Source organism: Streptomyces sp. a15, from assembly GCF_059026085.1.
In genome coordinates, this window is the sequence record NZ_JBWLKM010000030.1 from 33,270 (window position 1) to 57,448 (window position 24,179).

The 24,179-nt window shown below is 70.7% G+C and carries 25 protein-coding genes; 16 read left to right on the plus strand and 9 right to left on the minus strand.

Annotated elements, in window-relative coordinates; translation table 11 throughout:
* The first annotated feature begins 129 nt into the window (after positions 1-129).
* Complete coding sequence (locus tag AC5P09_RS27375) at positions 130-567, plus strand: Lrp/AsnC family transcriptional regulator (RefSeq protein WP_493876472.1); 438 nt, start codon at positions 130-132, stop codon at positions 565-567.
* 70 nt (positions 568-637) lie between these two features.
* On the opposite strand, the gene AC5P09_RS27380 is transcribed toward AC5P09_RS27375, so the two are convergent.
* Together AC5P09_RS27380 and AC5P09_RS27385 are read right to left on the minus strand one after the other, a co-directional pair.
* On the minus strand, positions 638-934 hold the full coding sequence (locus AC5P09_RS27380; protein ID WP_493876431.1) for an MTH1187 family thiamine-binding protein: 297 nt from the start codon (positions 932-934) through the stop codon (positions 638-640).
* On the minus strand, positions 931-1,275 hold the full coding sequence (locus AC5P09_RS27385) for a DUF3817 domain-containing protein (RefSeq protein ID WP_266433701.1): 345 nt from the start codon (positions 1,273-1,275) through the stop codon (positions 931-933). The genes AC5P09_RS27380 and AC5P09_RS27385 overlap by 4 nt, the downstream gene beginning before the upstream one ends.
* 98 nt (positions 1,276-1,373) lie before the next feature.
* On the opposite strand from AC5P09_RS27385, the gene AC5P09_RS27390 reads away from it, so the two are divergent.
* The 5 genes from AC5P09_RS27390 to AC5P09_RS27410 all read left to right on the plus strand — a co-directional run bounded on the left by AC5P09_RS27390 (position 1,374) and on the right by AC5P09_RS27410 (position 4,258).
* Positions 1,374-1,514: a hypothetical protein gene (locus tag AC5P09_RS27390; RefSeq protein WP_493876479.1), complete on the plus strand. Its 141-nt coding sequence runs from the start codon at positions 1,374-1,376 to the stop codon at positions 1,512-1,514.
* Positions 1,515-1,600: 86 nt separating this feature from the next.
* Positions 1,601-2,233 (plus strand): AIM24 family protein, encoded by a 633-nt coding sequence (locus AC5P09_RS27395; protein ID WP_493876473.1) that lies wholly within the window; start codon positions 1,601-1,603, stop codon positions 2,231-2,233.
* Position 2,234: 1 nt separating this feature from the next.
* Positions 2,235-2,885, plus strand: a complete 651-nt coding sequence (locus AC5P09_RS27400; protein ID WP_493876432.1) for an AIM24 family protein — start codon at positions 2,235-2,237, stop codon at positions 2,883-2,885.
* Positions 2,886-2,887: 2 nt separating this feature from the next.
* The gene (locus AC5P09_RS27405) at positions 2,888-3,685 is read left to right on the plus strand and encodes an AIM24 family protein (protein ID WP_493876474.1); all 798 of its coding nucleotides are present in this window, start codon (positions 2,888-2,890) and stop codon (positions 3,683-3,685) included.
* Between the two features lie 96 nt (positions 3,686-3,781).
* A complete protein-coding gene (locus tag AC5P09_RS27410; RefSeq protein ID WP_266433707.1) occupies positions 3,782-4,258 on the plus strand; it encodes a MarR family winged helix-turn-helix transcriptional regulator in 477 nt (158 codons plus the stop codon).
* A gap of 52 nt (positions 4,259-4,310) precedes the next feature.
* Here the strand turns inward: AC5P09_RS27410 and AC5P09_RS27415 are convergent, their stop codons facing one another.
* Together AC5P09_RS27415 and AC5P09_RS27420 are read right to left on the minus strand one after the other, a co-directional pair.
* Entirely contained in the window at positions 4,311-5,750 is a 1,440-nt protein-coding gene (locus AC5P09_RS27415) for a sensor histidine kinase (protein ID WP_493876433.1), read from the minus strand.
* Positions 5,747-6,418, minus strand: a complete 672-nt coding sequence (locus AC5P09_RS27420) for a response regulator transcription factor (RefSeq protein ID WP_493876434.1) — start codon at positions 6,416-6,418, stop codon at positions 5,747-5,749. The genes AC5P09_RS27415 and AC5P09_RS27420 overlap by 4 nt, the downstream gene beginning before the upstream one ends.
* 135 nt (positions 6,419-6,553) lie before the next feature.
* Here AC5P09_RS27420 and AC5P09_RS27425 point away from each other — a divergent pair, with 135 nt between their 5' ends.
* The gene (locus AC5P09_RS27425; protein ID WP_493876435.1) at positions 6,554-7,204 is read left to right on the plus strand and encodes a PepSY domain-containing protein; all 651 of its coding nucleotides are present in this window, start codon (positions 6,554-6,556) and stop codon (positions 7,202-7,204) included.
* 157 nt (positions 7,205-7,361) lie between these two features.
* Here the strand turns inward: AC5P09_RS27425 and AC5P09_RS27430 are convergent, their stop codons facing one another.
* The 3 genes from AC5P09_RS27430 to AC5P09_RS27440 all read right to left on the minus strand — a co-directional run bounded on the left by AC5P09_RS27430 (position 7,362) and on the right by AC5P09_RS27440 (position 10,942).
* On the minus strand, positions 7,362-8,570 hold the full coding sequence (locus AC5P09_RS27430) for an MFS transporter (RefSeq protein ID WP_493876436.1): 1,209 nt from the start codon (positions 8,568-8,570) through the stop codon (positions 7,362-7,364).
* Between the two features lie 160 nt (positions 8,571-8,730).
* Entirely contained in the window at positions 8,731-9,687 is a 957-nt protein-coding gene (gene meaB, locus AC5P09_RS27435; protein ID WP_493876437.1) for a methylmalonyl Co-A mutase-associated GTPase MeaB, read from the minus strand.
* A gap of 52 nt (positions 9,688-9,739) precedes the next feature.
* Complete coding sequence (locus AC5P09_RS27440) at positions 9,740-10,942, minus strand: acetyl-CoA C-acetyltransferase (RefSeq protein ID WP_493876438.1); 1,203 nt, start codon at positions 10,940-10,942, stop codon at positions 9,740-9,742.
* 151 nt (positions 10,943-11,093) lie between these two features.
* Between AC5P09_RS27440 and mce the strand changes: the two genes are divergently transcribed.
* The 7 genes from mce (at position 11,094) to AC5P09_RS27475 (ending at position 21,079) form a co-directional block, all read left to right on the plus strand.
* Positions 11,094-11,534 (plus strand): methylmalonyl-CoA epimerase, encoded by a 441-nt coding sequence (gene mce / locus AC5P09_RS27445; RefSeq protein ID WP_266433721.1) that lies wholly within the window; start codon positions 11,094-11,096, stop codon positions 11,532-11,534.
* A gap of 233 nt (positions 11,535-11,767) precedes the next feature.
* Positions 11,768-15,679, plus strand: a complete 3,912-nt coding sequence (scy, locus tag AC5P09_RS27450; protein ID WP_493876439.1) for a polarized growth protein Scy — start codon at positions 11,768-11,770, stop codon at positions 15,677-15,679.
* 195 nt (positions 15,680-15,874) lie between these two features.
* On the plus strand, positions 15,875-16,810 hold the full coding sequence (locus AC5P09_RS27455) for a coiled-coil domain-containing protein (protein ID WP_266433725.1): 936 nt from the start codon (positions 15,875-15,877) through the stop codon (positions 16,808-16,810).
* A 151-nt stretch (positions 16,811-16,961) separates the two neighbouring features.
* Positions 16,962-17,915 carry an ABC transporter ATP-binding protein gene (locus tag AC5P09_RS27460; protein WP_493876440.1) on the plus strand — a complete coding sequence of 318 codons (954 nt, stop codon included), beginning with the start codon at positions 16,962-16,964 and terminating at the stop codon, positions 17,913-17,915.
* A gap of 2 nt (positions 17,916-17,917) precedes the next feature.
* Complete coding sequence (locus tag AC5P09_RS27465) at positions 17,918-18,688, plus strand: ABC transporter permease (RefSeq protein WP_493876441.1); 771 nt, start codon at positions 17,918-17,920, stop codon at positions 18,686-18,688.
* A 193-nt stretch (positions 18,689-18,881) separates the two neighbouring features.
* Positions 18,882-20,210 (plus strand): ABC transporter ATP-binding protein, encoded by a 1,329-nt coding sequence (locus AC5P09_RS27470; RefSeq protein ID WP_493876442.1) that lies wholly within the window; start codon positions 18,882-18,884, stop codon positions 20,208-20,210.
* Positions 20,207-21,079, plus strand: a complete 873-nt coding sequence (locus tag AC5P09_RS27475) for an ABC transporter permease (RefSeq protein ID WP_493876443.1) — start codon at positions 20,207-20,209, stop codon at positions 21,077-21,079. Before AC5P09_RS27470 ends, AC5P09_RS27475 begins: the two co-directional genes overlap by 4 nt.
* Before the next feature lie 21 nt (positions 21,080-21,100).
* Here AC5P09_RS27475 and AC5P09_RS27480 read toward each other — a convergent pair whose 3' ends face one another.
* On the minus strand, positions 21,101-21,442 hold the full coding sequence (locus AC5P09_RS27480) for an Rv1322 family protein (protein WP_493876444.1): 342 nt from the start codon (positions 21,440-21,442) through the stop codon (positions 21,101-21,103).
* Positions 21,443-21,664: 222 nt separating this feature from the next.
* Between AC5P09_RS27480 and AC5P09_RS27485 the strand changes: the two genes are divergently transcribed.
* A complete protein-coding gene (locus tag AC5P09_RS27485) occupies positions 21,665-22,693 on the plus strand; it encodes an LLM class flavin-dependent oxidoreductase (protein ID WP_493876445.1) in 1,029 nt (342 codons plus the stop codon).
* A gap of 98 nt (positions 22,694-22,791) precedes the next feature.
* On the opposite strand, the gene AC5P09_RS27490 is transcribed toward AC5P09_RS27485, so the two are convergent.
* Positions 22,792-23,184, minus strand: coding sequence for an SCO5389 family protein (locus AC5P09_RS27490; protein ID WP_266433739.1), 393 nt, complete (start codon positions 23,182-23,184; stop codon positions 22,792-22,794).
* A 245-nt stretch (positions 23,185-23,429) separates the two neighbouring features.
* On the opposite strand from AC5P09_RS27490, the gene nucS reads away from it, so the two are divergent.
* Entirely contained in the window at positions 23,430-24,101 is a 672-nt protein-coding gene (nucS, locus tag AC5P09_RS27495) for an endonuclease NucS (RefSeq protein ID WP_493876446.1), read from the plus strand.
* Positions 24,102-24,179 lie beyond the last annotated feature (78 nt).

A 24,179-nucleotide genomic window follows, 5' to 3' on the forward strand; every position in this document is an offset into this window, starting at 1 on the left:
TCTGGATCTGGATCTGGATCTGGATCTGGATCTGGATCTGGATCTGGATCTGGATCTGGATCTGGATCTGGATCTGGTTCAACATAATAGAGAGATCACCGAATCAGGTATGGTCAGTGCATGAAATCAGTGGATGACATCGACCGTCGGCTGATCGCGCTGCTCCAGCGGGACGCCACCCGGTCGTACGCCGCGCTCGGCACGGCGGTCGGCCTGTCGGCGGGTGCCGCGCACGAGCGCGTGCGCAAGCTGCGCGAGCAGGGGGTCATCCGGGCCACGACGGTCGACGTCGATCCCGCGGCGCTCGACCGCGGGGTCCTCGCCTTCGTCCTGGTCGACTCGACGGCGTGGATGGGCGACCGGGCCGAGGACTTCGCCGCCGTACCGGAGATCCAGGAGGCGCACGTCATCGCGGGCAGCGCGGCCGTCCTGGTGAAGGTGCGCACCGCTACCACGGAACGGCTCCAGGACGTACTGCGCCGCCTGTACGCGATCGACGGGGTCAGCGGAACGCAGGCGACGGTGGTCCTGGAGACCTTCTTCGAGCGGCCGCTGAACGCCGGATAGCACCGGGCGACCTGGCCTGTCATGAGAAAACCCCGGTCCGCGCGGGACCGGGGTTTCTCCTGCTGTGGGACTACTGCTCGGCGAGGTGCCGCTCGACCGTCTCCACCTTGGAGGTGAGACCGTCCGTCACTCCGGGGCGGATGTCCGCCTTGAGGACCAGCGACACGCGCGGCGCCCGCGCCTCCACGGCGGCCACGGCTCGCTTGACGACGTCCATCACCGCGTCCCACTCGCCCTCGATCGAGGTGAACATCGCGTCCGTACGGTTGGGCAGGCCCGACTCCCGGACGACCTTCACGGCGTCGGCGACGTACTCCCCCACATCCTCGCCGACCCCCAGCGGCGTCACGGAGAAGGCGACGATCATGCCTTCACGGCCTTTTCCTGGCGGGCCCGGGAGGCGATGACCGCGTCCTCGGTCTCACGCCTGAGCTTGCGCTCGGCGAAGAAGCCGCCGGTGGGCAGCACGGAGAGGACGAAGTAGAGGGCGGCGGTCTTCAGGGGCCACTTCGTACGGTTCCAGGCGTCCGCCCAGAAGATCACGTACAGGATGAAGAGGACGCCGTGGATCATCCCCATCACGGGGACCGCGTTGAAGTCCGTCGTCCGCTTCAGCACCGAGCAGACGAGCAGGAGAAGGAACGAGATCGCCTCGGGGGCCGAGACCAGGCGGAGGCGGCGGAGGGCGGTGGCGGTCTTGATGTCCACGGGTCACCTTCGGTGGGAGAGACGTCGGACGGTTTGTGAATCCAGGCACAAACGTTCGCCCCATTGTGGCAAACGGCTGGGCGGCGGACGGCCGGGGGGTGGAAGCTGGTGCCGACGATCCGGGGAGCGCGTATGCAGTTCACCTCGGGCGGGCCGGCGTGCTGCCCTGGCGCAACGCGGGGCGGCAGGGCCAGATCTCCGCGACCGGGTTCGAGCAACTGGCCCTGATCGGCCCTTAGTGGCCCTTAGGGGCGCGATCAGGGTCTTTCTCCACCCACAGGCTCTGTTGGCGGAGCCTCCCGGCGGTTACCTTCGCTGCGTGGCGATGTTCCGACTTCAAGGCAGCAAGGTGCTCGCCGTCGACATGACCGGGGACGCCGTGAAGGCGAAGAACGGCTCGATGGTCGCATACGACGGGCAGATGGACTTCAAGAAGCTCAGCGGCGGCGGTGAGGGCATCCGGGGCATGGTGACCCGGCGGATCACCGGCGAGCAGATGACACTGATGGAGGTGAAGGGGCACGGCACGTGCTGGTTCGCGGACCGGGCCTCGGAGATCAACCTCGTCGCCCTCCAGGGGGACAAGCTGTACGTGGAGTCGAGCAACCTGCTCGCGACCGACTCCGGGCTGCGGACCGGCACGTCGTTCACGGGCACGCGCGGGGCCTCGCAGGGCAACGGGCTGTTCACGACGACGATCGAGGGCCACGGACAGGCCGCGATCATGTCGGACGGGCCGGCGGTCGTGCTGCGGGTCAGCGCGCAGTACCCGCTGACCGTCGACCCGGGCGCCTACATCGCGCACCAGGGCAACCTGCGGCAGTCCTTCCAGTCCGGTGTGACGTTCCGCACGCTCATGGGCGAGGGCGGCGGCGAGGCCTTCCAGCTCCGCTTCGAGGGCGACGGCCTGGTCTACGTCCAGCCGAGCGAGCGGAACACGATCGCGGGGGAGGTGTGACATGGCCTTCAGCGAGATCAACTCGAAGATGGTCGAGGCGACCGTCCAGCCCGGGCAGCGGCTGTTCAGTCAGCGCGGGGCGATGCTCGCCTACAAGGGCGAGGTGTCCTTCACGCCCAACGTCCAGGGCGGCCAGGGCGGCGTCATGTCGATGCTCGGCCGCCGGGCGGCGGGCGAGGCGGCGCCCCTGATGACCGTCGAGGGCAGCGGCACCGTGCTGTTCGGGCACGGCGGCCACCACGTCCAGGTCATCAACCTCACCGGCGACACCCTGTTCGTGGAGGCGGACCGCCTGCTCGCCTTCGAGGGCACCCTGGAGCAGGGCACCATGTTCATGGGCTCCCAGGGCGGCGTCATGGGCATGGTCCGCGGCCAGGTCAGCGGCCAGGGGCTGTTCACGACCACCCTCCGCGGGCACGGCTCGGTCGCGGTCATGGCGCACGGCGGCGTCATCGAGGTCCCCATCACCCCGCAGCGCCCGGTCCATGTCGACCCGCAGGCGTACGTCGCCCACCACGGCGACGTACGCAACAAGCTGTCCACCGCGCTGGGCTGGCGGGACATGGTGGGCCGCGGCTCCGGAGAGGCGTTCCAGCTGGAGCTCAGCGGCAACGGCGCGGTGTACGTCCAGGCCTCGGAGGAGAAGCTGTGAGCATGTACGGGGCTCCGGGCGGCGGCCCGACGGTCTACGACCCCATGACACTGCCGGTCGACGACAACGTCAACAACTACACCTTCTGCGTGGAGCTCAAAGGGAGCCAGTGGTTCCTGCAGAAGGGGAAGATGATCGCCTACTACGGCTCGATGGAGTTCAACGGCATCGGACACGGCCGGCTGGACCGCCTCGTGCGTACGTCGTTCCATTCGCCTCTGCACGCGAGCGACTGGGTCGTGGCGGAGGGCTCGGGCAAGATGCTCCTCGCCGACCGGGCCTTCGACGTGAACTCCTACGACCTCGAGAACGGCAATCTGACCATTCGCTCGGGCAACTTGCTCGCTTTTCAGCCAAGTCTCGCCCTCAAGCAGTCGATCGTGCCGGGTTTTCTGACACTCATCGGAAGCGGAAAGTTCGTGGCGGCCTCCAACGGGCCGGTGGTGTTCATGGAGCCTCCGATCCGGGTGGACCCGCAGGCGCTCGTCGGCTGGGCCGACTGCCCCTCTCCGTGCCATCACTACGACCACGGGTACATGACCGGCCTGATGGGCGGCCTACGTGCGATGACGGGCCTGGGCGGGGCCTCCGGGGAGGAGCACCAGTTCGAGTTCGTAGGGGCCGGCACGGTGCTGCTCCAGTCGTCGGAGGCGCTGATGGCGGAGCAGGCGACGGGGGCGGTTCCGCACGAGCCCGGGGTGCCCGGTGGCGGCGGGGTTCCCGCAGGCCCCGGACAGCAAGCCGGCGCACCGCGCCTTCCCGGACAGCTGGGGGACCTCCAGCGTCGCTTCGGGCTGTGAGCGGTAGTCTGCGGAGTGTGACGTCGAACGTGTGCGCGCCCGACATCACACCACCCTCACTAGTTCGCCTTTCAACCTTTTAGGTAGACTTCATTCATGGAGACCGAGACGGCCACGCGCTGGCTGACCGATGCGGAGCAGTGCGCCTGGCGCACCCACCTGGAGGTCAACAGGCTGTTGACGTACCAGCTCGAAAGGGACCTGCAGCCGTTCGGCCTGACAATGAACGACTACGAGATCCTGGTGAATCTGTCCGAGTCGGAGGGCGTACGGATGCGGATGAGCGACCTCGCGTCCGCCACCCTCCAGTCCAAGAGCCGCCTCTCCCACCAGATCACCCGCATGGAGAACGCGGACCTCGTGCGGCGCGAGAACTGCGAGTCGGACCGCCGCGGTCTGTACGCGGTGCTCACCGAGCACGGCATGGAGACGATGCAGAAGGTCGCGCCGCATCATGTGGCGTCTGTGCGGAGACACTTCATCGACCTGCTGCCCCCCGAGTCCCTGGTGGAACTCGAGAAGTCCCTGAGGCCCGTCGCGGACCACCTCCGGGGACAACGCGGCCGTCCGTGACCCGGACCCCGGCCGTCCACCGGCCCCCGGCAGTCCACCGGCCCCCGGCCGGCTAGACGAGCGGCAGGCGGAGTTCGAACAGAGCTCCGCCTTCCGGCGCTTTGCGGACCGTGAGCGTGCCGCCGTGGCGTACGGCGACGTCCCGGGCGATCGCGAGTCCGAGCCCGGCACCGCCGTCGTCGCGGCTGCGGGCGTCGTCGAGCCGTACGAACCGCTCGAAGATCCGCTCCCGGTCGCCGTCCGGCACCCCGTCACCGTCGTCGGCGACCCCGGCCACGGCCCACTCCCCCTCCCGCCGTACGGTCACCGTGACCGTCGAGCGGGCGTGCCGCCGCGCGTTGTCCAGCAGATTGGTGAGCACCCGCTCCAGCTGCCCCCGGGACCCGGCCACCGGCACCGCCTCGGGCGCCTCCACGCGCACGCCCGTCCGCCCCTCGGCCTCCTCCCGCGCCAGTGCCGCGAGGTCGAGCCGGGCACCGACGGCGGGCCGCTCCCCCGCGTCCAGCCGGGCGAGCAGCAGCAGATCGGTGGCGAGGCGCTGGAGTCGTACGGTGTCCTCGACCGCCCCTGAAACGTCCAGCAGCTCGGGGTGTGCGGCGCCCACTTCGAGCTGGGTGCGCAAGGACGCGATCGGGCTGCGCAGCTCGTGCGAGGCGTCGGCGACGAACCGGCGCTGGCGCTCCACGGAGGTCTCCAGGGCGGCCAGCGTCTCGTTCGTGGTGCGGGCCAGGCGGGCCACCTCGTCGTGTGTGTCCGGCACCGGGACCCGGCGGGCGAGGTCCTCGGAGGCGGTGATCGCGGCCATCTCGCTGCGGATGCCCTCCACCGGGTGCAGCGCGCGCCGGGTGACCAGCCAGGTCACGACCGCGACGACGGCGAGCAGCAGCGGGAAACCGATCAGCATGACGGTCAGCGCGGTGCGCACCGCGCTCTGCTCCGCGGACAGGGGGGCACCGGCGTAGACGGTGAGCGTGCCCTGTTTCTCGGTCTCCACCCGGACGGCGGCGAAGCGGTAGTCGGCACTGTGCTGGTCGATCGTCGCGGAGCCGTCGGTGAAGACGGTGTTCTCCTCGATCTTGCCGGGTTCGAGGGAGGCGTCGTCGTCCGCGTCGTCGTCGGCGTCCTCGTCGCCGCCGCCGTCCGTGGGCGTTGGCGTGGGCGTGGGCGTGGGTGCCTGCGGGCGCACGGCGCCGGTGCCGGTGCCGCTGATCCGCTCCAGGTCCTCGGTCGCGGCGACGAGCCTGCCGCGCTCGTCGACGACCTGGACGGGCTGGTCCTCGTCGTCCAAGGACAGCTGCTCGTACGTCTTCCCGCCGGCCAGGTGGGTGGCCACCGTCCGCGCGGAACGGTCCGCCGCCGTACCGGCCTGGTCGATCAGGTTGGAGCGCAGGGACAGCAGTACGGCGGTCCCGGCCGCGACCAGCGCCACCGCGACGACGAGGGTGGCGGCCAGGGTCGCCCGGGACCGTACAGAGCCGAACAGCCGTTTCATCGTTGCTCCGTCTCCAGCCGGTAGCCGACGCCGCGGACCGTCCGGATGAGCTCGGCGCGCAGCTTGCGGCGCAGGGTGCTGATGTACACCTCGACGATGTTCGGATCGCCCTCGTACGCGAAGTCCCAGACGTGCTCCAGCATCTGGGCCTTGGACACCACCTCGCCGGCCCGCACCGCGAGCTGCTCCAGGACGGCGAACTCCTTGGCGGTCAGCGCGATCTCGTCATCCGCGAGGAAGACGCGGCGGGCGGCGGTGTCGATCTTCAGGTCGCCGTGGATCTGCACGGGCGAGGCCCCGCCGCCCTGTGCGCGGCGCCGCAGCAGGGCCTTGATCCGGGCGACGAGAACGACGTACGAGAACGGCTTGGTCAGGTAGTCGTCGGCGCCCGTGTCCAGGCCCTCCGCCTCGTCGTACTCGCCGTCCTTGGCGGTGAGCATCAGGATCGGCACGTCGTGGCCCGCGGCGCGCAGAGCGGCGCAGACGCGGTAGCCGTTGAGGCCGGGCAGCATGATGTCCAGGATCACGAGGTCGTACGTCCCCTCGGTGGCCCGGTGCAGTCCCTCCCGCCCGTCGTGGACCACGTCCACGGCATACCCCTCGGCCGTCAGGCCCTTGGCGAGCGACAGGGCAAGCCGCTTCTCGTCCTCCACGATCAACAGGCGCATGCGTAAAGGTTCGCAAAGCCAAGCTGAAGATCTCTTCAGGGGGCTTCAGGTTCCTCTCAGCGTCGGTCGGCGATGGTTGTTGACGTCGAAAGCGAAGCAAAGCGACCGAAGCATCAGGATTCTGGAGGAAACCTCATGAAGCGCAACATCGTGATCGCCGCCGTTACGGCCGCCGCTCTGATCGGGGGCGGTACGGCCACGGCTCTCGCGGTGACGGGGGACGGTGCGGACGGTGAGGGGACGGCGACGGCGCGGCAGGCGGATGTCCGGGGGACCGGGAGCGGTGTCCAGGACGACGACGCGCGGGACGACGACGCGCGGGACGACGACGGGGCTCGGGTGTCCGGTGACGTGACGGCCGCCGAGGCCGTCGCCTCCGCACTGCGGCACTCGTCGGGTACCGCCGTCTCCGTCGAACTGGACGATCAGGACGACTCCGGGCCGGTCGTCTGGGACGTCGACGTGCTCGGCGGCGGCAACACCTGGCACAGCGTGCGCATCGACCCCGGCACCGGCAAGGTTCTCGGCTCCCACACCGAGCGTGAGGACGACACCGCCGAGGTGCGGGCCGCGCTGAAGGGGGCGACGGTGACGGCTGCGGAGGCGGCCGAGGCCGCGGCCGGCAAGGGCACCGTGACGTCGGTGGACCTGGACGAGGACGGCACGTCCAAGGCCTGGGAGGTCGAGACGTACAAGTCCGGCAACGCCGAGCAGGACTGGCGCGTCGACCTCACGACGGGCAAGGTCACGGCGGACGCGTCGGACGACGACGGCGACGACGACTGACGTGAGGTAAGGGCGCTGCCCTAAGAGTGGCCCTCGCCCTGCCGACTCGGTCGGACGAGAAGTGCCCCTGACCTCCGCCCCTGACCTGCGCCTCTCGACCGACCGAGACGGGTGGCCGGGTGCGCAAAGGCCGGAGGTCTGGGGGCGGAGCCCCCAGCTACGTCCGCGCCGGCGCCGGTGCGCTCACCCCCGCGATCACCGCCGCCCCCACCGACACCCCGCCCGCCACCACGAAGCACACCCCCAGCGGAAGTCGCTCCACCAGTACTCCCATCGTCGCCGCCCCGGCCGAACTCCCCGCGTTGACGGACGTGTTGACCCACGCCCCCGCCTGCGTCCGGAACCCGGCCGGGGCGGCGTCGTCGGCGATCAGGTACGCCGTCGTCAGGGCCGGTGCGACGAACAGCCCCGCACAGGCCGCCGCCCCGGCAAGCGTGGCCACGCCGGGCGCGAGACCAGCGGCGCCGAGCGTCACGCCCACGCCCGCAGCCAGGAACGAGAGCCGGCCCCGGGCCGGCGTACGCCAGTCCACCGTCCCGTTCAGCAGACCGCCCACCGCACTGCCCGCCGACAGCGCCGCGAGCACCCACGCGACGGTCTCGTCCCCGAGCTCCCGCTGCCCGGCGAAGGCGACGACGAGGAGGTCGACGGCGCTGAGGGACAGGCCCACACCGCCCGCGACGACGATCGGTGGCAACAGCTCCCGTCCCGGCGTCAGTGACGCGCCCCGGCCCTTGCGAACGGCCCCGCTCCCGCGCACCGAACGGACCGCCGGTGAGATCACGAAGGCCTGCGTCCCCACTGCCATGAGCAGCGCGCCCAGCACCACGCCCGCAGCAGGGGGCGCGAAGCCGACCAGCACGCCGACCAACAGCGGGCCGGTGACGTAGAGGAGTTCCTCCGCGACCCCGTCCAGGCTGTACGCGCGTTGCAGCAGGAGCCGGTCCTCGGCGAGTTCGCCCCACACCCTGCGCATGGTGGGACCAAGCGGCGGCGCGCAGGCGCCCGTGCCGGCGGCGATCAGGCCGAGCAGCAGCGGGGGCGCCCCGGGACGCCAGCAGGCCGCCGCCAGCGCGCAGAGCAGCCCCGCGTGCAGCAGGGCCATCGGCGGCAGGGCCCGGCGCGGGCCGTGGCGGTCGACCAGGGCCGCCCGGTACGGCGACAGGAAGACGACCGTGGCGCCGAACACGGCCATGACGACACCGGCGACGGCGTACGACCCGGTTGCCCGGGTCACGCTGAGCATCACGGCGATCGGGGCCATGCCGTACGACAGCCGGGCGGCGAGGGCGGCCGCGAAGGTGCGGCGGGCATGGGGAATGCGGAGTACCGCGGCATACGAGGGCCGCGGGGACACAGCGGACACGACAAAGTTCCTCTACTGGAGGCAGGGAAGGGACGCCGAAGTGCCGCGACGGCCACGGCGTGCTGCCGGGTGCGGTCGCGGGCTCGGGCGGGCCCTATGCCAAGAGAAGGAACATGTGGGTCAACGTACCAGCGGGGCCGGTGAGTTCACCGTGGGCCGGTCAGCCCTCCGTGAGCCCCGCCACCAGTTCGTCCGCGGCCCGGTAGGGGTCCAGCTCCCCGGCGACGATCTTCTCGGCGAGTGTGCTCAGCCGACGGTCGCCGTGCAGGTCGCCGATGCGCTCGCGCAGGGCGGTGACGGCGATGGCTTCCACCTCGTGGGCGGCGCGGGCGCGCCGGCGTTCGGCCAGGACGCCCTGCTCCTCCATCCAGGCGCGGTGCTTCTCCAGCGCCTCGACGACCTCGTCGATGCCCTCCGCGCGCGCGGCGACCGTCTTGACGATGGGCGGGCGCCAGTCGCCGGGGCCGCGGGACTCGCCGAGGCCGAGCATGTGGTTCAGCTCGCGGGCGGTGGCGTCCGCGCCGTCGCGGTCGGCCTTGTTGACGACGTACACGTCGCCGATCTCCAGGATGCCCGCCTTCGCCGCCTGGATTCCGTCCCCCATGCCGGGGGCCAGCAGCACCACCGACGTGTCCGCCTGGGAGGCGATCTCGACCTCCGACTGGCCGACCCCGACCGTCTCGACCAGGATCACATCGCAGCCCGCCGCGTCCAGGACACGGATCGCCTGCGGGGCGGCCCAGGCGAGACCGCCGAGGTGGCCGCGCGTGGCCATCGACCGGATGTAGACACCCGGGTCGGAGGCGTGCTCCGACATCCGGACCCGGTCGCCGAGCAGCGCGCCCCCGGAGAACGGGGACGACGGGTCGACGGCCAGGACGCCGACCCGCCTGCCCTGCTTGCGGTACGCGGTCACCAGGGCGGACGTGGACGTCGACTTGCCGACGCCCGGCGAACCCGTCAGGCCCACCACGTACGCCCCTCCGGTCAGCGGGGCCAGTGCCGCCATGACCTCCCTGAGCTGCGGGGACGCCCCCTCCACCAGGGAGATCAGCCGGGCCACGGCCCGCGGCCGGCCCTCCCTGGCCTGGGCGACCAGTGTGGAGACGTCCTGCATCACAGCTCCGTTCAGCGAGATCAGAGAGATCAGAGAGACACGTACAGCGAACTCAGGCCTTCGGCACCCGCACCACCAGCGCGTCACCCTGACCGCCGCCACCGCACAGCGCCGCCGCGCCCACGCCGCCGCCGCGCCGCTTGAGCTCCAGCGCCAGGTGCAGGACGAGGCGGGCGCCGGACATGCCGATCGGGTGGCCGAGGGCGATGGCGCCGCCGTTGACGTTCACCCTTTCCGGGGACACCTCGAGGTCCTTCATTGACTGGACCGCGACCGCCGCGAAGGCCTCGTTGATCTCGATCAGGTCGAGGTCGGCGACCTGAAGGCCCTCCTTCTTGAGGGCGTGCAGGATGGCGTTCGACGGCTGGGACTGGAGGGAGTTGTCCGGGCCCGCCACATTGCCGTGGGCGCCGATCTCGGCGATCCACTCCAGGCCGAGCTCCTGCGCCTTGGCCTTGCTCATCACCACGACCGCGGCCGCACCGTCGGAGATCTGCGAGGCCGACCCCGCGGTGATCGTGCCGTCCTTCGTGAACGCCGGGCGCAGCTTGCCGAGCGACTCGGCGGTGGTCTCCGCGCGGATGCCCTCGTCCTTGCTGAAGACGACCGGCTCGCCCTTGCGCTGCGGGATCTCCACGGGGGTGATCTCAGCCTCGAACAGGCCGTTCTTCTGGGCGGCGGCGGCGCGCTGGTGGGACAGGGCCGAGAACTCGTCCTGCTCGGGGCGCTGGATGCCGAGGCGGGTGTTGTGCTTCTCCGTCGACTCGCCCATGGCGATGTTCTCGAAGGCGTCGGTGAGACCGTCGTACGCCATGGCGTCGAGCATCTCGATCGCCCCGTACTTGAAGCCCTCGCGGGACTTCGGCAGCAGGTGGGGGGCGTTGGTCATGGACTCCTGGCCGCCGGCGACGACGATGTCGAACTCGCCGGCGCGGATGAGCTGGTCGGCGAGCGCGATGGCGTCGAGGCCGGACAGACACACCTTGTTGACGGTGAGCGCCGGGACGCTCATCGGGATGCCGGCCTTGACCGCGGCCTGGCGGGCCGGGATCTGCCCCGCCCCGGCCTGGAGCACCTGGCCCATGATCACGTACTGCACCTGGTCGCCGCCGATACCCGCACGGTCGAGGGCGGCCTTGATCGCGAAGCCGCCGAGGTCGGCTCCCGAGAAGGACTTCAGCGAGCCCAGCAGCCGTCCCATGGGCGTGCGGGCGCCCGCGACGATCACCGAGGTCGTGCTGTTCGATCCAGTCATGAGCTGCGATCCCCTTATCCGGCCTGCACTGGCCGAGGAGTGAACGAGGGTTTACTTCGAATGTACTGAGCGGTAGTCCACGCCGTCATCGGGCTGTCAGTGTGATCGCGCGCACGTTGCGTAACCACCTCCGTCGCGCTGCACTGAAACCATGCTGACGCGAATCGACCACATCGGGATCGCCTGTTTCGACCTCGACAAGACCGTCGAGTTCTATCGGGCCACGTACGGCTTCGAGGTGTTCCACTCCGAGGTCAACGAGGAGCAGGGCGTACGCGAGGCCATGCTCAAGATCAACGATACGTCCGACGGCGGAGCTTCGTACCTGCAGCTCCTGGAGCCGACCCGGGAGGATTCCGCCGTGGGCAAGTGGCTCGCGAAGAACGGGGAGGGCGTACATCACATCGCCTTCGGTACGGCGGACGTGGACGCGGATGCCGCGGCCATCGGGCAGAAGGGCGTACGCGTTCTGTACGAAGAGCCGCGAATCGGTTCCATGGGGTCACGGATCACCTTCCTGCACCCCAAGGATTGCCACGGCGTACTGACAGAACTGGTCACTTCGGCGTCTGTTGAGTCACCTGAGCACTGACCCCCGTACATATGGGCCGGTAGGGTTGGGGGCGGTCGCCGCTCCACCCAGGGCGACCAGGGTCCTGCCATGACGGCGGGACCTGGCCGGGGTCCGGGTTTCGGGGGACGAGCGTCGGGGCAGCAGCCCGTGCTCCGCCGTTGATCTGACACCATTCCCCGGGAGCCCCGTTCGGCAGACGGCCGGGGCTCGTACCGAGAGACTTGCGACCAGGGGACGGATGGGACCGCGCAGTGCGGGGCTACGAGAGCCAGGAGCGGGAACCGGCGGCTGACGTCGACCACCTCACTCGTTTCGAAGCCGAGATGAAGCGGCTGAAGACCGAGCGGGAAAAGGCGATCCAGCACGCCGAGGACCTCGGCTACCAGGTCGAGGTGCTGCGCGCCAAGTTGCACGAGGCGCGGCGCACCATCATGTCCCGGCCCGCCTTCGACGGCGGCGACATCGGCTACCAGGCCGAGCAGTTGCTGCGCAACGCGCAGGTCCAGGCCGACCAGTTGCGCCTGGAGGCCGAACGCGAGCTGAGCCAGGCCCGGGCGCAGACCCAGCGCATCCTCCAGGAGCACGCCGAGCAGGCCGCACGGCTCCAGGCGGAGCTGCACCAGGAGGCGGTCACCCGCCGCCAGCAGCTCGACCAGGAGCTCGCCGAGCGCCGGCAGACCGTCGAGTCGCACGTCAACGAGAACGTGGCCTGGGCGGAGCAGCTGCGCGCCCGGACCGAGCAGCAGGCGCGCCGGCTCCTGGACGAGTCCCGTGCCGAGGCCGAGCAGGCCATGGCGGCGGCCCGCGCGGAGGCCGAGCGGGTGACCTCCGAGGCCCGTCAGCGGCTGCAGAGCGAGGCCGAGTCGGCCCGCGCCGAGGCCGAGCAGCTGCTGCGCCGCGCCCGCGCGGACGCCGAGCGGCTGCTGAACGCCGCCTCCACGCAGGCCCAGGAGGCCACCGAGCACGCCGAGCAGCTGCGTACCTCCACCAGCTCGGAGTCGGAGGCGGCCCGCCGCGAGGCCCTGGAGCTGAGCCGGACCGCCGAGCAGCGCATCGCGGAGGCCGACACGGCCCTGCGGGAGGCGCGCGCCGAGGCGGAGAAGGTGGTCGCCGACGCCAAGGCGGCCGCCGAGAAGGCGCTGTCGAGCGCGGAGTCGACCAACGAGCAGCGCACGCGTACCGCGAAGGAGCAGGTCGCCCGGCTGGTCAGCGAGGCCACCAAGGAGGCCGAGGCCACCAGGTCGGACGCCGAGCAGATCGTCGCGGACGCCCGCGCCGAGGCCGAGAAGCTGCTCGACGAGGCCGCCGAGAAGGCCCGCACCCTCACGGCCGAGGAGAGCGCGACCCAGCTGTCGAAGGCGGCCAAGACGGCCGAGGACGTCCTCAACAAGGCGCAGGAGGACGCGCGCAGCACCACCAAGGCCGCCGCCGAGGAGGCCGAGCGGATCCGCAGCGAGGCCGAGGCCGAGGCGGACCGGCTGCGCGCCGAGGCGCACGACATCGCCGAGCAGCTCAAGGGCGCGGCGAAGGACGACACCAAGGAGTACCGCGCCAAGACGGTCGAGCTGCAGGAGGAGGCCCGCCGGCTGCGCGGCGAGGCCGAGCAGCTGCGCTCCGACGCCGTCGCCGAGGGCGAGAAGATCCGCGCGGAGGCCCGCAAGGAGGCCGTCCAGCAGATCGAGGAGGCGGCCAGGACCGCCGAGGAACTGCTGGCGAAGACCCGGCAGGACGCGGACGAGCTGCGCCAGAAGGCCACCACGGACAGCGAGAAGGTCCGTACGGAGGCCATCGAGCGGGCGACGACCCTGCGCCGGCAGGCCGAGGAGACCCTGGAGCGCACCCGCAAGGAGGCCGAGCGGCACCGCGCGGAGGTCGTCGAGCAGTCCGAGGGCATCAAGGCGGACGCCGAGCGGGCCGCGCGCGAGCTGCACGAGGCGACCGAGCGGGCCATAGAGGCCCGCCGCGCGGACGCCGCCGAGGAACTGACCCGGCTGCACACCGAGGCCGAGGAACGTCTCGCCGCCGCCGAGCAGGCGCTCACGGACGCCCGTGAGGAGGCCGTGCGGCTCCGCCGCGAGGCCGCCGAGGAGATCGACCGGCTGCGCGCCGAGGCCGCCGAGCGGATCCGTACGCTCCAGCAGCAGGCCGAGACGGAGGCCGAGCGGCTGCGCACCGAGGCCGCCTCGGACGCCTCCGCCTCCCGCGCGGAGGGCGAGGCCATCGCCGTACGCCTGCGGTCGGAGGCCGCGGCCGAGGCCGAGCGGCTGAAGTCGGAGGCGCAGGACACCGCCGACCGCGTGCGGGCGGAGGCGCAGGCCGCCGCCGAGCGGCTGGCGACGGAGGCGTCTCAGGCGCTGGCCGCCGCGCAGGAGGAGGCCAACCGGCGTCGCCGCGAGGCCGAGGAGTACCTCGGCACGGCACGGCAGGAGGCCGACCAGGAGCGCCAGCGCGCCCGCGAGCAGAGCGAGGAACTGCTGGCCTCGGCGCGCAAGCGCGTCGAGGAGGCGCAGACCGAGGCCGTACGCCTGATCGAGGAAGCCGACCGGCGGGCCACCGAGATGGTGTCGGCCGCCGAGCAGCACGCCCAGCAGGTACGGGACTCGGTCGCCGGGCTGCACGAGCAGGCCCAGGAGGAGATCGCCGGGCTGCGTTCGGCCGCCGAGCACGCGGCGGACCGTACGCGCCGCGAGGCCCAGGAGGAGTCGGACCGGGTCCGCGCCGACGCCTACGCCGAGCGGGAGCGGGCCGGCGAGGACGCGAGCCGGGTCCGTCGCGAGGCGACCGAGGAGACGGACGCCGCCAAGGCGCTCGCCGAGCGCACGGTTTCGGACGCGATCGCGGAGTCGGAGCGGCTGCGGTCGGACGCGGCCGAGTACGCCCAGCGGGCGCGTACGGAGGCGTCGGACGCCATCGCCGAGGCCGACCAGGCGGCCTCGCGTACCCGGGCGGACGCCCGCGAGGACGCCAACCGCATCCGGTCGGACGCGGCGAATCAGGCCGACACCCTCATCACGGAGGCGCGCAACGAGGCCGAGCGGCTCACCACCGAGACGATCACGGACACCGACCGGCTGCGCCAGGAGACGGTCGCCGAGGCGGAGCGGCTCAGGTCGGAGACGGTCGCGGAGGCCGAGCGGGTACGGTCCGAGGCGCTCGCCCAGGCCGAGCAGCTGCTCGGGGAGGCCACCGGCGAGGCGGAGCGGCTGCGCGCAGAGGCCGCCGACACGGTCGGGGCGGCCCAGCAGCACGCCGAGCGGATCCGCAGCGAATCGGAGCGGGTCAAGGCCGAGGCGCTGTCGGAGGCCGAGCGGGTCACCACGGCCGCGCGCGAAGAGGCCGAGCGCACGCTCGACGAGTCCCGCAAGGAAGCCAACAAGCGGCGTTCCGAGGCGGCGGAGCAGGTCGACAAGCTCATCACGGAGACCGCCGCGGAGGCCGACAAGCTGCTCACCGAGGCGCAGCAGCAGGCGCAGAAGGCCACCGCGGACGCGGAGGCCCAGGCCGACAGCATGGTCGGCGCCGCCCGCACCGAGGCCGACCGGCTGGTGTCCGAGGCGACGGTCGAGGGCAACGCCCGGGTGGAGAAGGCCCGTACGGACGCGGACGAACTGCTCGTCGGCGCCCGCCGGGACGCCACCGCGATAAGGGAGCGGGCCGAGGAGCTGCGCGACCGCATCACGACCGAGATCGAGAACCTGCACGAGCGGGCCCGCCGCGAGGCCGCCGAGACGATGAAGTCGACCGGCGACCGCTGCGACGCGCTCATCAAGGCCTCCGAGGAACAGCTGCAGAAGGCGCAGGCGAAGGCCAAGGAGCTGGTGTCGGAGGCCAACTCCGAGGCCGGCAAGGTGCGCATCGCCGCCGTCAAGAAGGCCGAGGGGCTCCTGAAGGAGGCCGAGCAGAAGAAGGCGGCGCTCGTGCGGGAGGCCGAGGAGCTCAAGGCCGAGGCGATCCGCGAGGCCAAGCGCACGGTCGAGGAGGGCAAGCGCGAGCTGGAGATCCTGGTGCGTCGCCGCGAGGACATCAACGCCGAGATCTCCCGTGTCCAGGACGTCCTGGAGGCGTTGGAATCCTTCGAGGCCCCCACGAGTGGCAAGGACGGCGTCAAGGCGGGTGCCACGGTCGGCGCCCCTCGATCGGGTGGCAAGTCGTCGGACAGCTAGAACACGGTGGGAACAAAGGATCAAATATCGGCGGCTTCTGGGGCCTTTGACCAAGTCTTTGGCAAGTGGTCCGCGAGTTAGCCACCCAAAAGGGGTGTCATTCTCCAGATCAAACACGCATCCGCTCGATGACACACCGCTTCGGCCCCTAGGATTCCCCCTATCACCTCACCGGTCTCATTCGACAGGAACCCCATGAGCGACACTTCCCCCTACGGCTTCGAGCTTGTGCGGCGTGGGTACGACCGCGCTCAGGTGGACGAACGCATCTCGAAGCTCGTCTCCGACCGTGACAGCGCTCTGGCCCGTATCACTGCTCTGGAAAAGCGCATCGAGGAGCTTCACCTCGAGACGCAGAACGCCCAGGCACAGGTGACCGACGCCGAGCCGTCGTACGCCGGCCTCGGCGCGCGTGTCGAGAAGATCCTCCGCCTCGCCGAGGAAGAGGCCAAGGATCTGCGCGAGGAGGCCCGGCGCGCTGCCGAGCAGCACCGCGAACTCGCCGAATCCGCGGCCCAGCAGGTTCGCAACGACGCAGAATCGTTCGCTGCGGAGCGCAAGTCCAAGGCCGAGGACGAGGGCGTCCGGATCGTCGAGAAGGCCAAGAGCGACGCTTCGCAGCTGCGTTCGGAGGCTCAGAAGGACGCGCAGTCGAAGCGCGAGGAGGCCGACGCCCTCTTCGAGGAGACCCGCGCCAAGGCCGCGCAGGCCGCCGCCGACTTCGAGACGAACCTCGCCAAGCGCCGCGAGCAGTCCGAGCGTGACCTGGCGTCGCGTCAGCAGAAGGCGGAGAAGCGCCTCGCGGAGATCGAGCACCGCGCGGAGCAGCTGCGCCTGGAGGCGGAGAAGCTGCGCACGGACGCCGAGCGCCGCGCCCGCCAGACCGTCGAGACAGCGCAGCGCCAGGCCGAGGACATCGTGGCCGACGCCAACGCCAAGGCGGACCGGATCCGTTCGGAATCCGAGCGGGAGCTGGCGGCTCTCACCAACCGCCGCGACTCCATCAACGCCCAGCTGACGAACGTGCGCGAGATGCTCGCCACGCTCACGGGCGCCGCGGTGGCCGCCGCCGGCACGCCGGCCGACGACGAGCCGATCTCCCGGGGTGTCCCGGCTCAGCAGTCCCGGTAAGCGTGTGACGTAGTACGGCTGTGACGTAGTAAGGCCAAGGCCCGCATCCTCCGCGAGGGGGGTGCGGGCTTTCGCCTTTCTTGCCCCGCTCGTCGGTCTCCGTTTGCCCACACGATTGGCATCCGCCGAACCCCGCCCCTAGCGTGGTCGCATGATCGAGCTCGAGGGACTGACCAAGCGGTACGGCGAGAAGGTGGCGGTCAACAACCTGACCTTCACCGTCAGACCGGGCATCGTGACAGGCTTCCTCGGGCCCAACGGCGCCGGCAAGTCGACCACCATGCGGATGATGCTGGGGCTCGACCGGCCGACGGCCGGGGACGTCCGTATCGACGGCAAGCACTACGACCAGCTGAAGGACCCGTTCACGTACATCGGCGCCCTGCTGGACGCGAAGGCGATGCACGGCGGGCGCAGCGCCTTCAACCACCTGCTGTGCCTCGCGCAGAGCAACGGCATCCCGAAGAAGCGGGTGCACGAGGTGTTGGACACCGTCGGGCTCACGGCCGTGGCGAAGAAGAAGGCCAAGGGCTTCTCGCTCGGCATGGGGCAGCGGCTCGGCATCGCGGGGGCGCTGCTGGGCGATCCGCGGATCCTGATGTTCGACGAGCCGGTCAACGGCCTCGACCCCGAGGGCATCCACTGGATCCGCAACCTGATGAAGTCGCTGGCGGCGCAGGGCCGTACGGTCTTCGTCTCCTCCCACCTGATGAGCGAGATGGCGCTGACCGCCGACCACCTGGTCGTCATCGGGCAGGGGCGGCTGCTCGCCGACACCTCCATGGCCGACTTCATCGCGCGGAACTCGCGGTCGTACGTCCGGATCCGCTCGCCGCACCGCGAGCGGCTGCTGGACGTGCTGCACAGCGCCGGCATCACCGCCGTGGAGACCGGCAACGGCACGCTGGAGGTCGACGGCTCCAAGCCCGAGTACATCGGCGAACTGGCCGCCCAGTACCAGATCGTGCTGCACGAGCTGAGCCCTCAGCAGGCCTCTCTGGAGGAGGCGTTCATGCAGCTGACCGCGGAGTCGGTCGAGTACCACGCACACGCCGACACGCCCGCCGCGCCACCGCAGTGGGGCGACGGCTGGAAGGGGAACTGACGATGGCGGCGATCCAGGTCGTCCGGTCCGAGTGGACCAAGATCCGGTCGGTGGCCTCCACCGTGTGGACGCTCTCCCTGGCGGTGGTCGTCACCATCGCCCTCGGCATGCTGATCTCGGCGCTGTCGAGGAACGAGTTCGACACCATGAACCGCGACGACCGGCTCTCCTTCGACCCGACGTTCATCAGCTTCGCGGGCATGAGCCTCGGTCAGCTCGCGATGATCGTGTTCGGGGTGCTCGTCGTGTCGAACGAGTACAGCACCGGCATGATCCGCACCTCGCTGGCCGCCGTACCGCAGCGCGGCACCTTCCTCTTCAGCAAGATCGCGGTCGCGACCGCGCTCTCGCTGGCCGTCGGCCTGGCCACCAGCTTCGTCGCCTTCTTCCTGGGGCAGGCGATGCTGGGCACCCACAAGGCGGAGATCGGCGACTCCGGCGTGCTGCGCGCGGTCATCGGCGGCGGCCTCTACATGACCCTCATCGCGATGTTCTCGATGGGCGTCGCCGCGATGCTGCGCTCGCCGATGCTGTCGCTGGGCATCCTGATGCCGTTCTTCTTCCTGATCTCCAACATCCTCGGCAACGTCGACGCGACGAAGAAGATCGGCCGCTATCTGCCCGACCAGGCCGGCAGCAAGATCATGCAGGTGGTCACCCCGATCGACGACGACACTCCGTACGGCCCCTGGGGCGGCCTCGGGATCATGGCGCTGTGGGTGCTCGCCGCGCTCATCGGCGGTTATGTCCTGTTGAAGAAGCGGGACGCGTAGGGCCTGGCCGGCGGATCAGGTCGCAGGGAATCAACGGCGCCCGATCGACGCGTCTGCGACCTGATCCGCCGGCCAGGCCCTGGGCTCTGGGCTTTGCTTTGATTTGAGCGGAACCGTCAGCGCCCCGATAAGCTCCTAACCCTTACGGGGGGCGTGTGCCCCGCTGTCCTGAACCTTGCGATGGGTGCGGAGCATGATCGAGGCAGTCGGCCTGACCAAGCGCTACGGCGACAAGACCGCTGTGTACAACCTTTCCTTCCAGGTGCGGCCCGGTGCCGTCACCGGATTCCTCGGGCCCAACGGCTCGGGCAAGTCGACGACGATGCGGATGATCCTCGGCCTGGACAACCCCACCTCGGGGCAGGTGACGATCGGCGGCTATCCGTACCGCAGGCTGCCGAACGCGCCGCGGCAGGTCGGCGCGCTGCTCGACGCCAAGGCCGTGCACGGCGGCCGGGCCGCCCGCAACCACCTGCTCTGCCTGGCCCAGCTGTCCGGCATCCCGGCCCGGCGGGTCGACGAGGTGCTCGGTGTGGTCGGCCTCCAGGACGTGGCCAGGAAGCGCTCCAAGGGCTTCTCGCTCGGCATGGGGCAGCGGCTCGGCATCGCCGCAGCGCTGCTCGGCGACCCGCAGGTGCTGCTGTTCGACGAGCCGGTCAACGGGCTCGACCCCGAGGGCATCCTGTGGGTGCGCAACCTCATGAAGGCGCTCGCGGCGGAGGGCCGTACGGTCTTCGTCTCCTCGCACCTCATGAGCGAGATGGCGGTGACCGCCGATCACCTGATCGTGATCGGGCGCGGGCAGCTGCTCGCCGACATGAACATCAAGGACTTCATCTCGGCCAACTCGGCCGACTTCGCGCGCGTCCGTACGCCGGAGACCGACCCGCAGCTGCGCGAGAAGCTGTCGTCCGCGCTCACCGAGGCGGGCGCGCACGTGATGCCGGAGCAGGACGGCGCGCTGCGGGTGACGGGACTGCCGCTGCCGCGCATCAGCGACATCGCGCACGACACCGACGTACGCCTGTGGGAGCTGTCGCCGCACCAGGCCTCGCTGGAGGAGGCGTACATGCGGATGACGCAGGGCGCCGTCGACTACCGCTCGACCATCGACCAGAAGACCGGGCTCCAGCAGCCGCTGCCGCCGGGCGCGCAGCCGCCGATGCCGGTACCGGGGCAGGGCCAGCCGGGCTGGTACGCCCCGCCGCCGCCCCAGCAGGGCGGGCAGCCGTTCTCCATGCCGCAGGGGCAGCAGCAGATGCCCCAGGGACAGCCGCCTGCGGGCCCGTACGGCGCTCCGGGCGCCGCCCCGGGCCCCGGCGCCGGTGCGCCCAACCCGTACGCCCCGCAGGCCCCCTACGCTCCCCAGGCACCGCAAGCCCCGCAGGCACCCCAGGCACCCCAGGCACCGCAAGGACCGCCCTCGGCCGCCGCGCAGCCCGCCGCGCCTGCCCCGGGAGCCCCTGCCCCCGCCTCCTCCGCCCCTGCCGCCGACCCGAACAAGCCCGAGGACGCCCGATGAGCACCCCGCAGCCCCAGATGCCGCAGGCCGCGCCCACCACCTGGCAGGCGTCGTCCGGACCGTCGTACCCCACGTACACCTCGCCGATCCCGGTGGTGCGCACGCACCTCGGGCACGCGATCGCCTCCGAGTGGACGAAGATCCGGTCGGTGCGCTCCACGATGTGGACGCTCGGCGTGTTCGTGCTGCTCGTCATCGGCATCGGGCTCGCGACCGGCGCGCTGGTCGCCGCGAACTCGGGCGAGGAGAGCCTGGCGGGCGAGAACCCGCTGTCGTTCGGCTTCTTCGGGCTGCTCCTCGGCAGCATGTGCGTCATCACGCTCGGCGTGATGACCACGGCCTCGGAGTACGGCACCGGCATGATCCGGACCACCATGGTGGCGTGCCCCTCGCGCGGCCGGGTCCTCGCCGCGAAGGCGATCGTGTTCTTCTCGGTCGCGTTCGTGGTGACGCTGGTGTCGGCCCTGCTGGTCGCCCTGGCGGACGTCGCCATGCTGGAAGGCGCCAAGGAGCCCTCCGCCCAGGAGTGGCTGAAGGGCACGGTCGGCATCTCGTTCTACATCGCGCTGCTCGGCCTGCTCTCGCTGGTGGTCGGCTCGATCATCCGGCACTCGGCGGGCGCGATCACCATCATGATCGGCCTGGTGCTGGCCCCGCTGGTCATCGCGCTGTTCATGTTCTCGGCCTCGCTGGAGGACCTGCGCCAGGCCCTGTTCGAGTACTCCATCCCGAACCAGCTCAGCGTCTTCTACTCCAACTCCCTCACCGAGACGGGCCCGTCCGGCTGGGACCCGCTGTGGATCGCCCTCGGCGTCACGGCCGCCGCGTTCGCCGGCGCCTTCGCGCTGCTGGAGAAGCGGGACGTGTAGTCCACACCGACAACGGGGCTCTCAGAACCTCGGCGCGTTACGGGACCGCTGCACCCGCGTGGTGCGGCGGTCCTTCGCGTTCCAGCACGCCTTGTGCCAGTGGCGGCGCTCGTCGACGCCCGAGTGCGCGGGCCAGGCCACGACGTGCGGAATGCCGTCCGGGATCAGCTGCTCGCAGCCCGGGCAGCGGTACGCCTTCCCCTGGGCACTCGCCCCGGCCACATGACGCACGCTCCACTGGTCGCCCTGCCAGTCCTCGGCGGACTGGAAGCCGCCGTAGCGGCCGGAACGGTCGTCCTCGGCGCTCCGGCCGGACGAGCCTGACGAACCAGCTCCCTTGGGTCGGTTGCGACGCGGGGACACGGGACACCTCACGGGGCTATACAGGGAGCACGGGCTGTGTCCAGCCTACGCGGCACGGACGGGGGTACGCGTAGGGAACCAACCCCCACAAGTCCCCCTCCACCGCGCCCCATTCTGCAGACAATCCGCAAATCTCTTCGCCAGGCCGTGTCCTCGGCACGTGTCAGACGGTTATGCCGGGTGGGGGAGCTCCGCGTCGGAGCCAAGGAAGCAGGAAATGCGATGCACGTAGGAAGTTTCGTGTTGGCGGCCCAGTTCCCGGGGCAGGGCCAGGGGGAGGCGCTGCACCGCGCGGTCCGCTCGGCCGAGGTCGCGGAGGAGGCCGGCCTGGACGCGGTCTGGCTGGCCGAGCACCACTTCGTGCCGTACGGCACTTGTCCGTCCGCGGTCACGCTGGCGGCTTTACTGCTCGGCCGCACCCGCCGCATCCGGGTCGGCACCGCCGTCAGCGTGCTGCCCACCACCCACCCCGTGGCGCTCGGCGAACAGGCCGCGCTGCTGCATCTGACGAGTGGCGGGCGGTTCTCGCTGGGCGTGGGGCGCGGCGGACCGTGGGTCGACCTGGAGGTGTTCGGCGCGGGCCTCGAAGCGTACGAGTCGGGGTTCCCGGAATCACTCGATCTGCTGGTGCGCTGGCTGCGCGAACCCTCGGTCGCGGCCGCCGGCGAGCGGTTCACCTTCCGCGAGGTCCCTGTCGTACCGAGGCCGTCGGAGGCGCTGACGGAGGCCTCGGGCCCCGAGGTCGTCGTCGCGTGCACCTCCCCGGCGAGCGTGCGGCTGGCCGCCGAGCGCGGGCTGCCGATGCTGCTCGGGATGCACGTGGGGGACGAGGAGAAGGCCGAGATGGTCGCCCTGTGGCGCAGGCTCGCGCGTGCGGCGGGGCGTCCGCCGGAGGAGGTCCTCGGCGCGGGCCATGTGTCGGCCGGCGTCTGCCAGATCGCGGACCGGCGTACGGACGCGGTGGAGACGCTGACGAAGGCGATGCCGGGCTGGCTGAAGCAGGGTCTCGGCGCCCATGTCACGGTGGACGGCCGCGAGCGTTCGATGCGCGACCCGCTGGCGTACACCGAACTGCTCTGCGGACTGCACCCGGTGGGCACCTCGCGACTGTGCGCCGACCGGCTGGCGGCGACCAGCGAGCGGACCGGCGTCACCCGGTTCGCCCTGCTCACGGAGGGCTCGGGAGACCTGGCGGCCACCGAGGAGAACATCCGGCGGCTGGGTGCCGAAGTCATCCCGCAGCTCGGCTGAACCGGACCGTCGTCAACCGGCCTGTCCGGCGGGGAGCTTGCCGCCCCGGTACGAATGCACCTCCCGCGTACGGAGCGGCAAGCAAGCGGCTCACCGCGTCAGCAGTCCCGCAGTTCCGGAGACTGGTTCAGCAGCTGGTTGCGTGCCGAGGTGAAGCGGGCCAGCGTCTCGTCGACGGAGGAGTCCAACGGGAACACCGCCACCCGGTGGCAGTTCTGGAACGCCAGCCGTACCCCGAAGTGCCGTTGCAGCGCGCCGCGTATCGCGTCACTCGCAAGCGCACGCAGCAGCTGACCGCGTGCCTGCTCGTCCGGCGGGGGCGTCTGGTTGTCGGCGAACGCTCCGCCGTCGACCTTCAGCTGGGCCACCAGGGAGCTGATCATCTCCCATGCGTAGGGCAGGGAGGTCCGGACGCAGTCGACGAAGGCAGCTTCGTCGACCTCGCCTCGCTCGGCCTGTTCGAGTAGGGCCGGTGAGACGTCGAGCGACATGGGTTCTCCTCTCGCACCCCCGGTCAACAGGGGTTGCCGGACAGATAAAGGGAGCTCGCGATACCGAGCACGCTGCGTACACAACTCGCGACCTCCCGTTTACTACGGTAAGCAACGGACGGTGACGGCACCAGGAGAATGCGTACATGCGGAGACCTCATTAGGCACACAATCGGCCACAACCGAACAGGTATGTTCCGGGCCGAATCGCGTGCACTGGGGCCCGTCGAGTAGCGTTGCCGACCATGCGTCTCGTCATCGCCCGGTGCTCCGTCGACTACGCCGGCCGGCTCACCGCCCACCTCCCCTCCGCCCCCCGTCTCATCCTGGTGAAGGCGGACGGCAGCGTCTCGATTCACGCGGACGACCGGGCCTACAAGCCCCTGAACTGGATGTCGCCGCCCTGCACGCTGAAGGAGGGTTCCGGCGAGGAGGAAGGCGTCTGGACCGTCATCAACAAGGCGGGCGAGAAGCTCATCATCACGATGGAGGAAGTTCTCCACGACTCCTCGCACGAACTGGGCGTGGATCCCGGCCTGATCAAGGACGGCGTGGAAGCACACCTTCAAGAGCTCCTCGCCGACCGCATCGACACCCTCGGCGAGGGCTACACGCTCATCCGCCGCGAGTACATGACGGCCATCGGCCCGGTCGACATCCTGTGCCGGGACGCGGCCGGCCAGACCGTCGCGGTGGAGATCAAGCGGCGCGGCGAGATCGACGGAGTCGAGCAACTCACCCGCTACCTCGAGCTGTTGAACCGCGATCCCCATCTCGCCCCGGTCCGCGGCGTCTTCGCCGCCCAGGAGATCAAGCCGCAGGCCCGCGTCCTCGCCACGGACCGCGGCATCGGCTGCACGATCCTCGACTACAACGCCCTGCGGGGGATCGAGGACGACAAGCTGCGGTTGTTCTGACGGTCATTCCTCTACGACGTGAAGGGCCCGGTCCGTTTCCTCGGACCGGGCCCTTCCGCGCTGTGCCTGTGTCTGTGC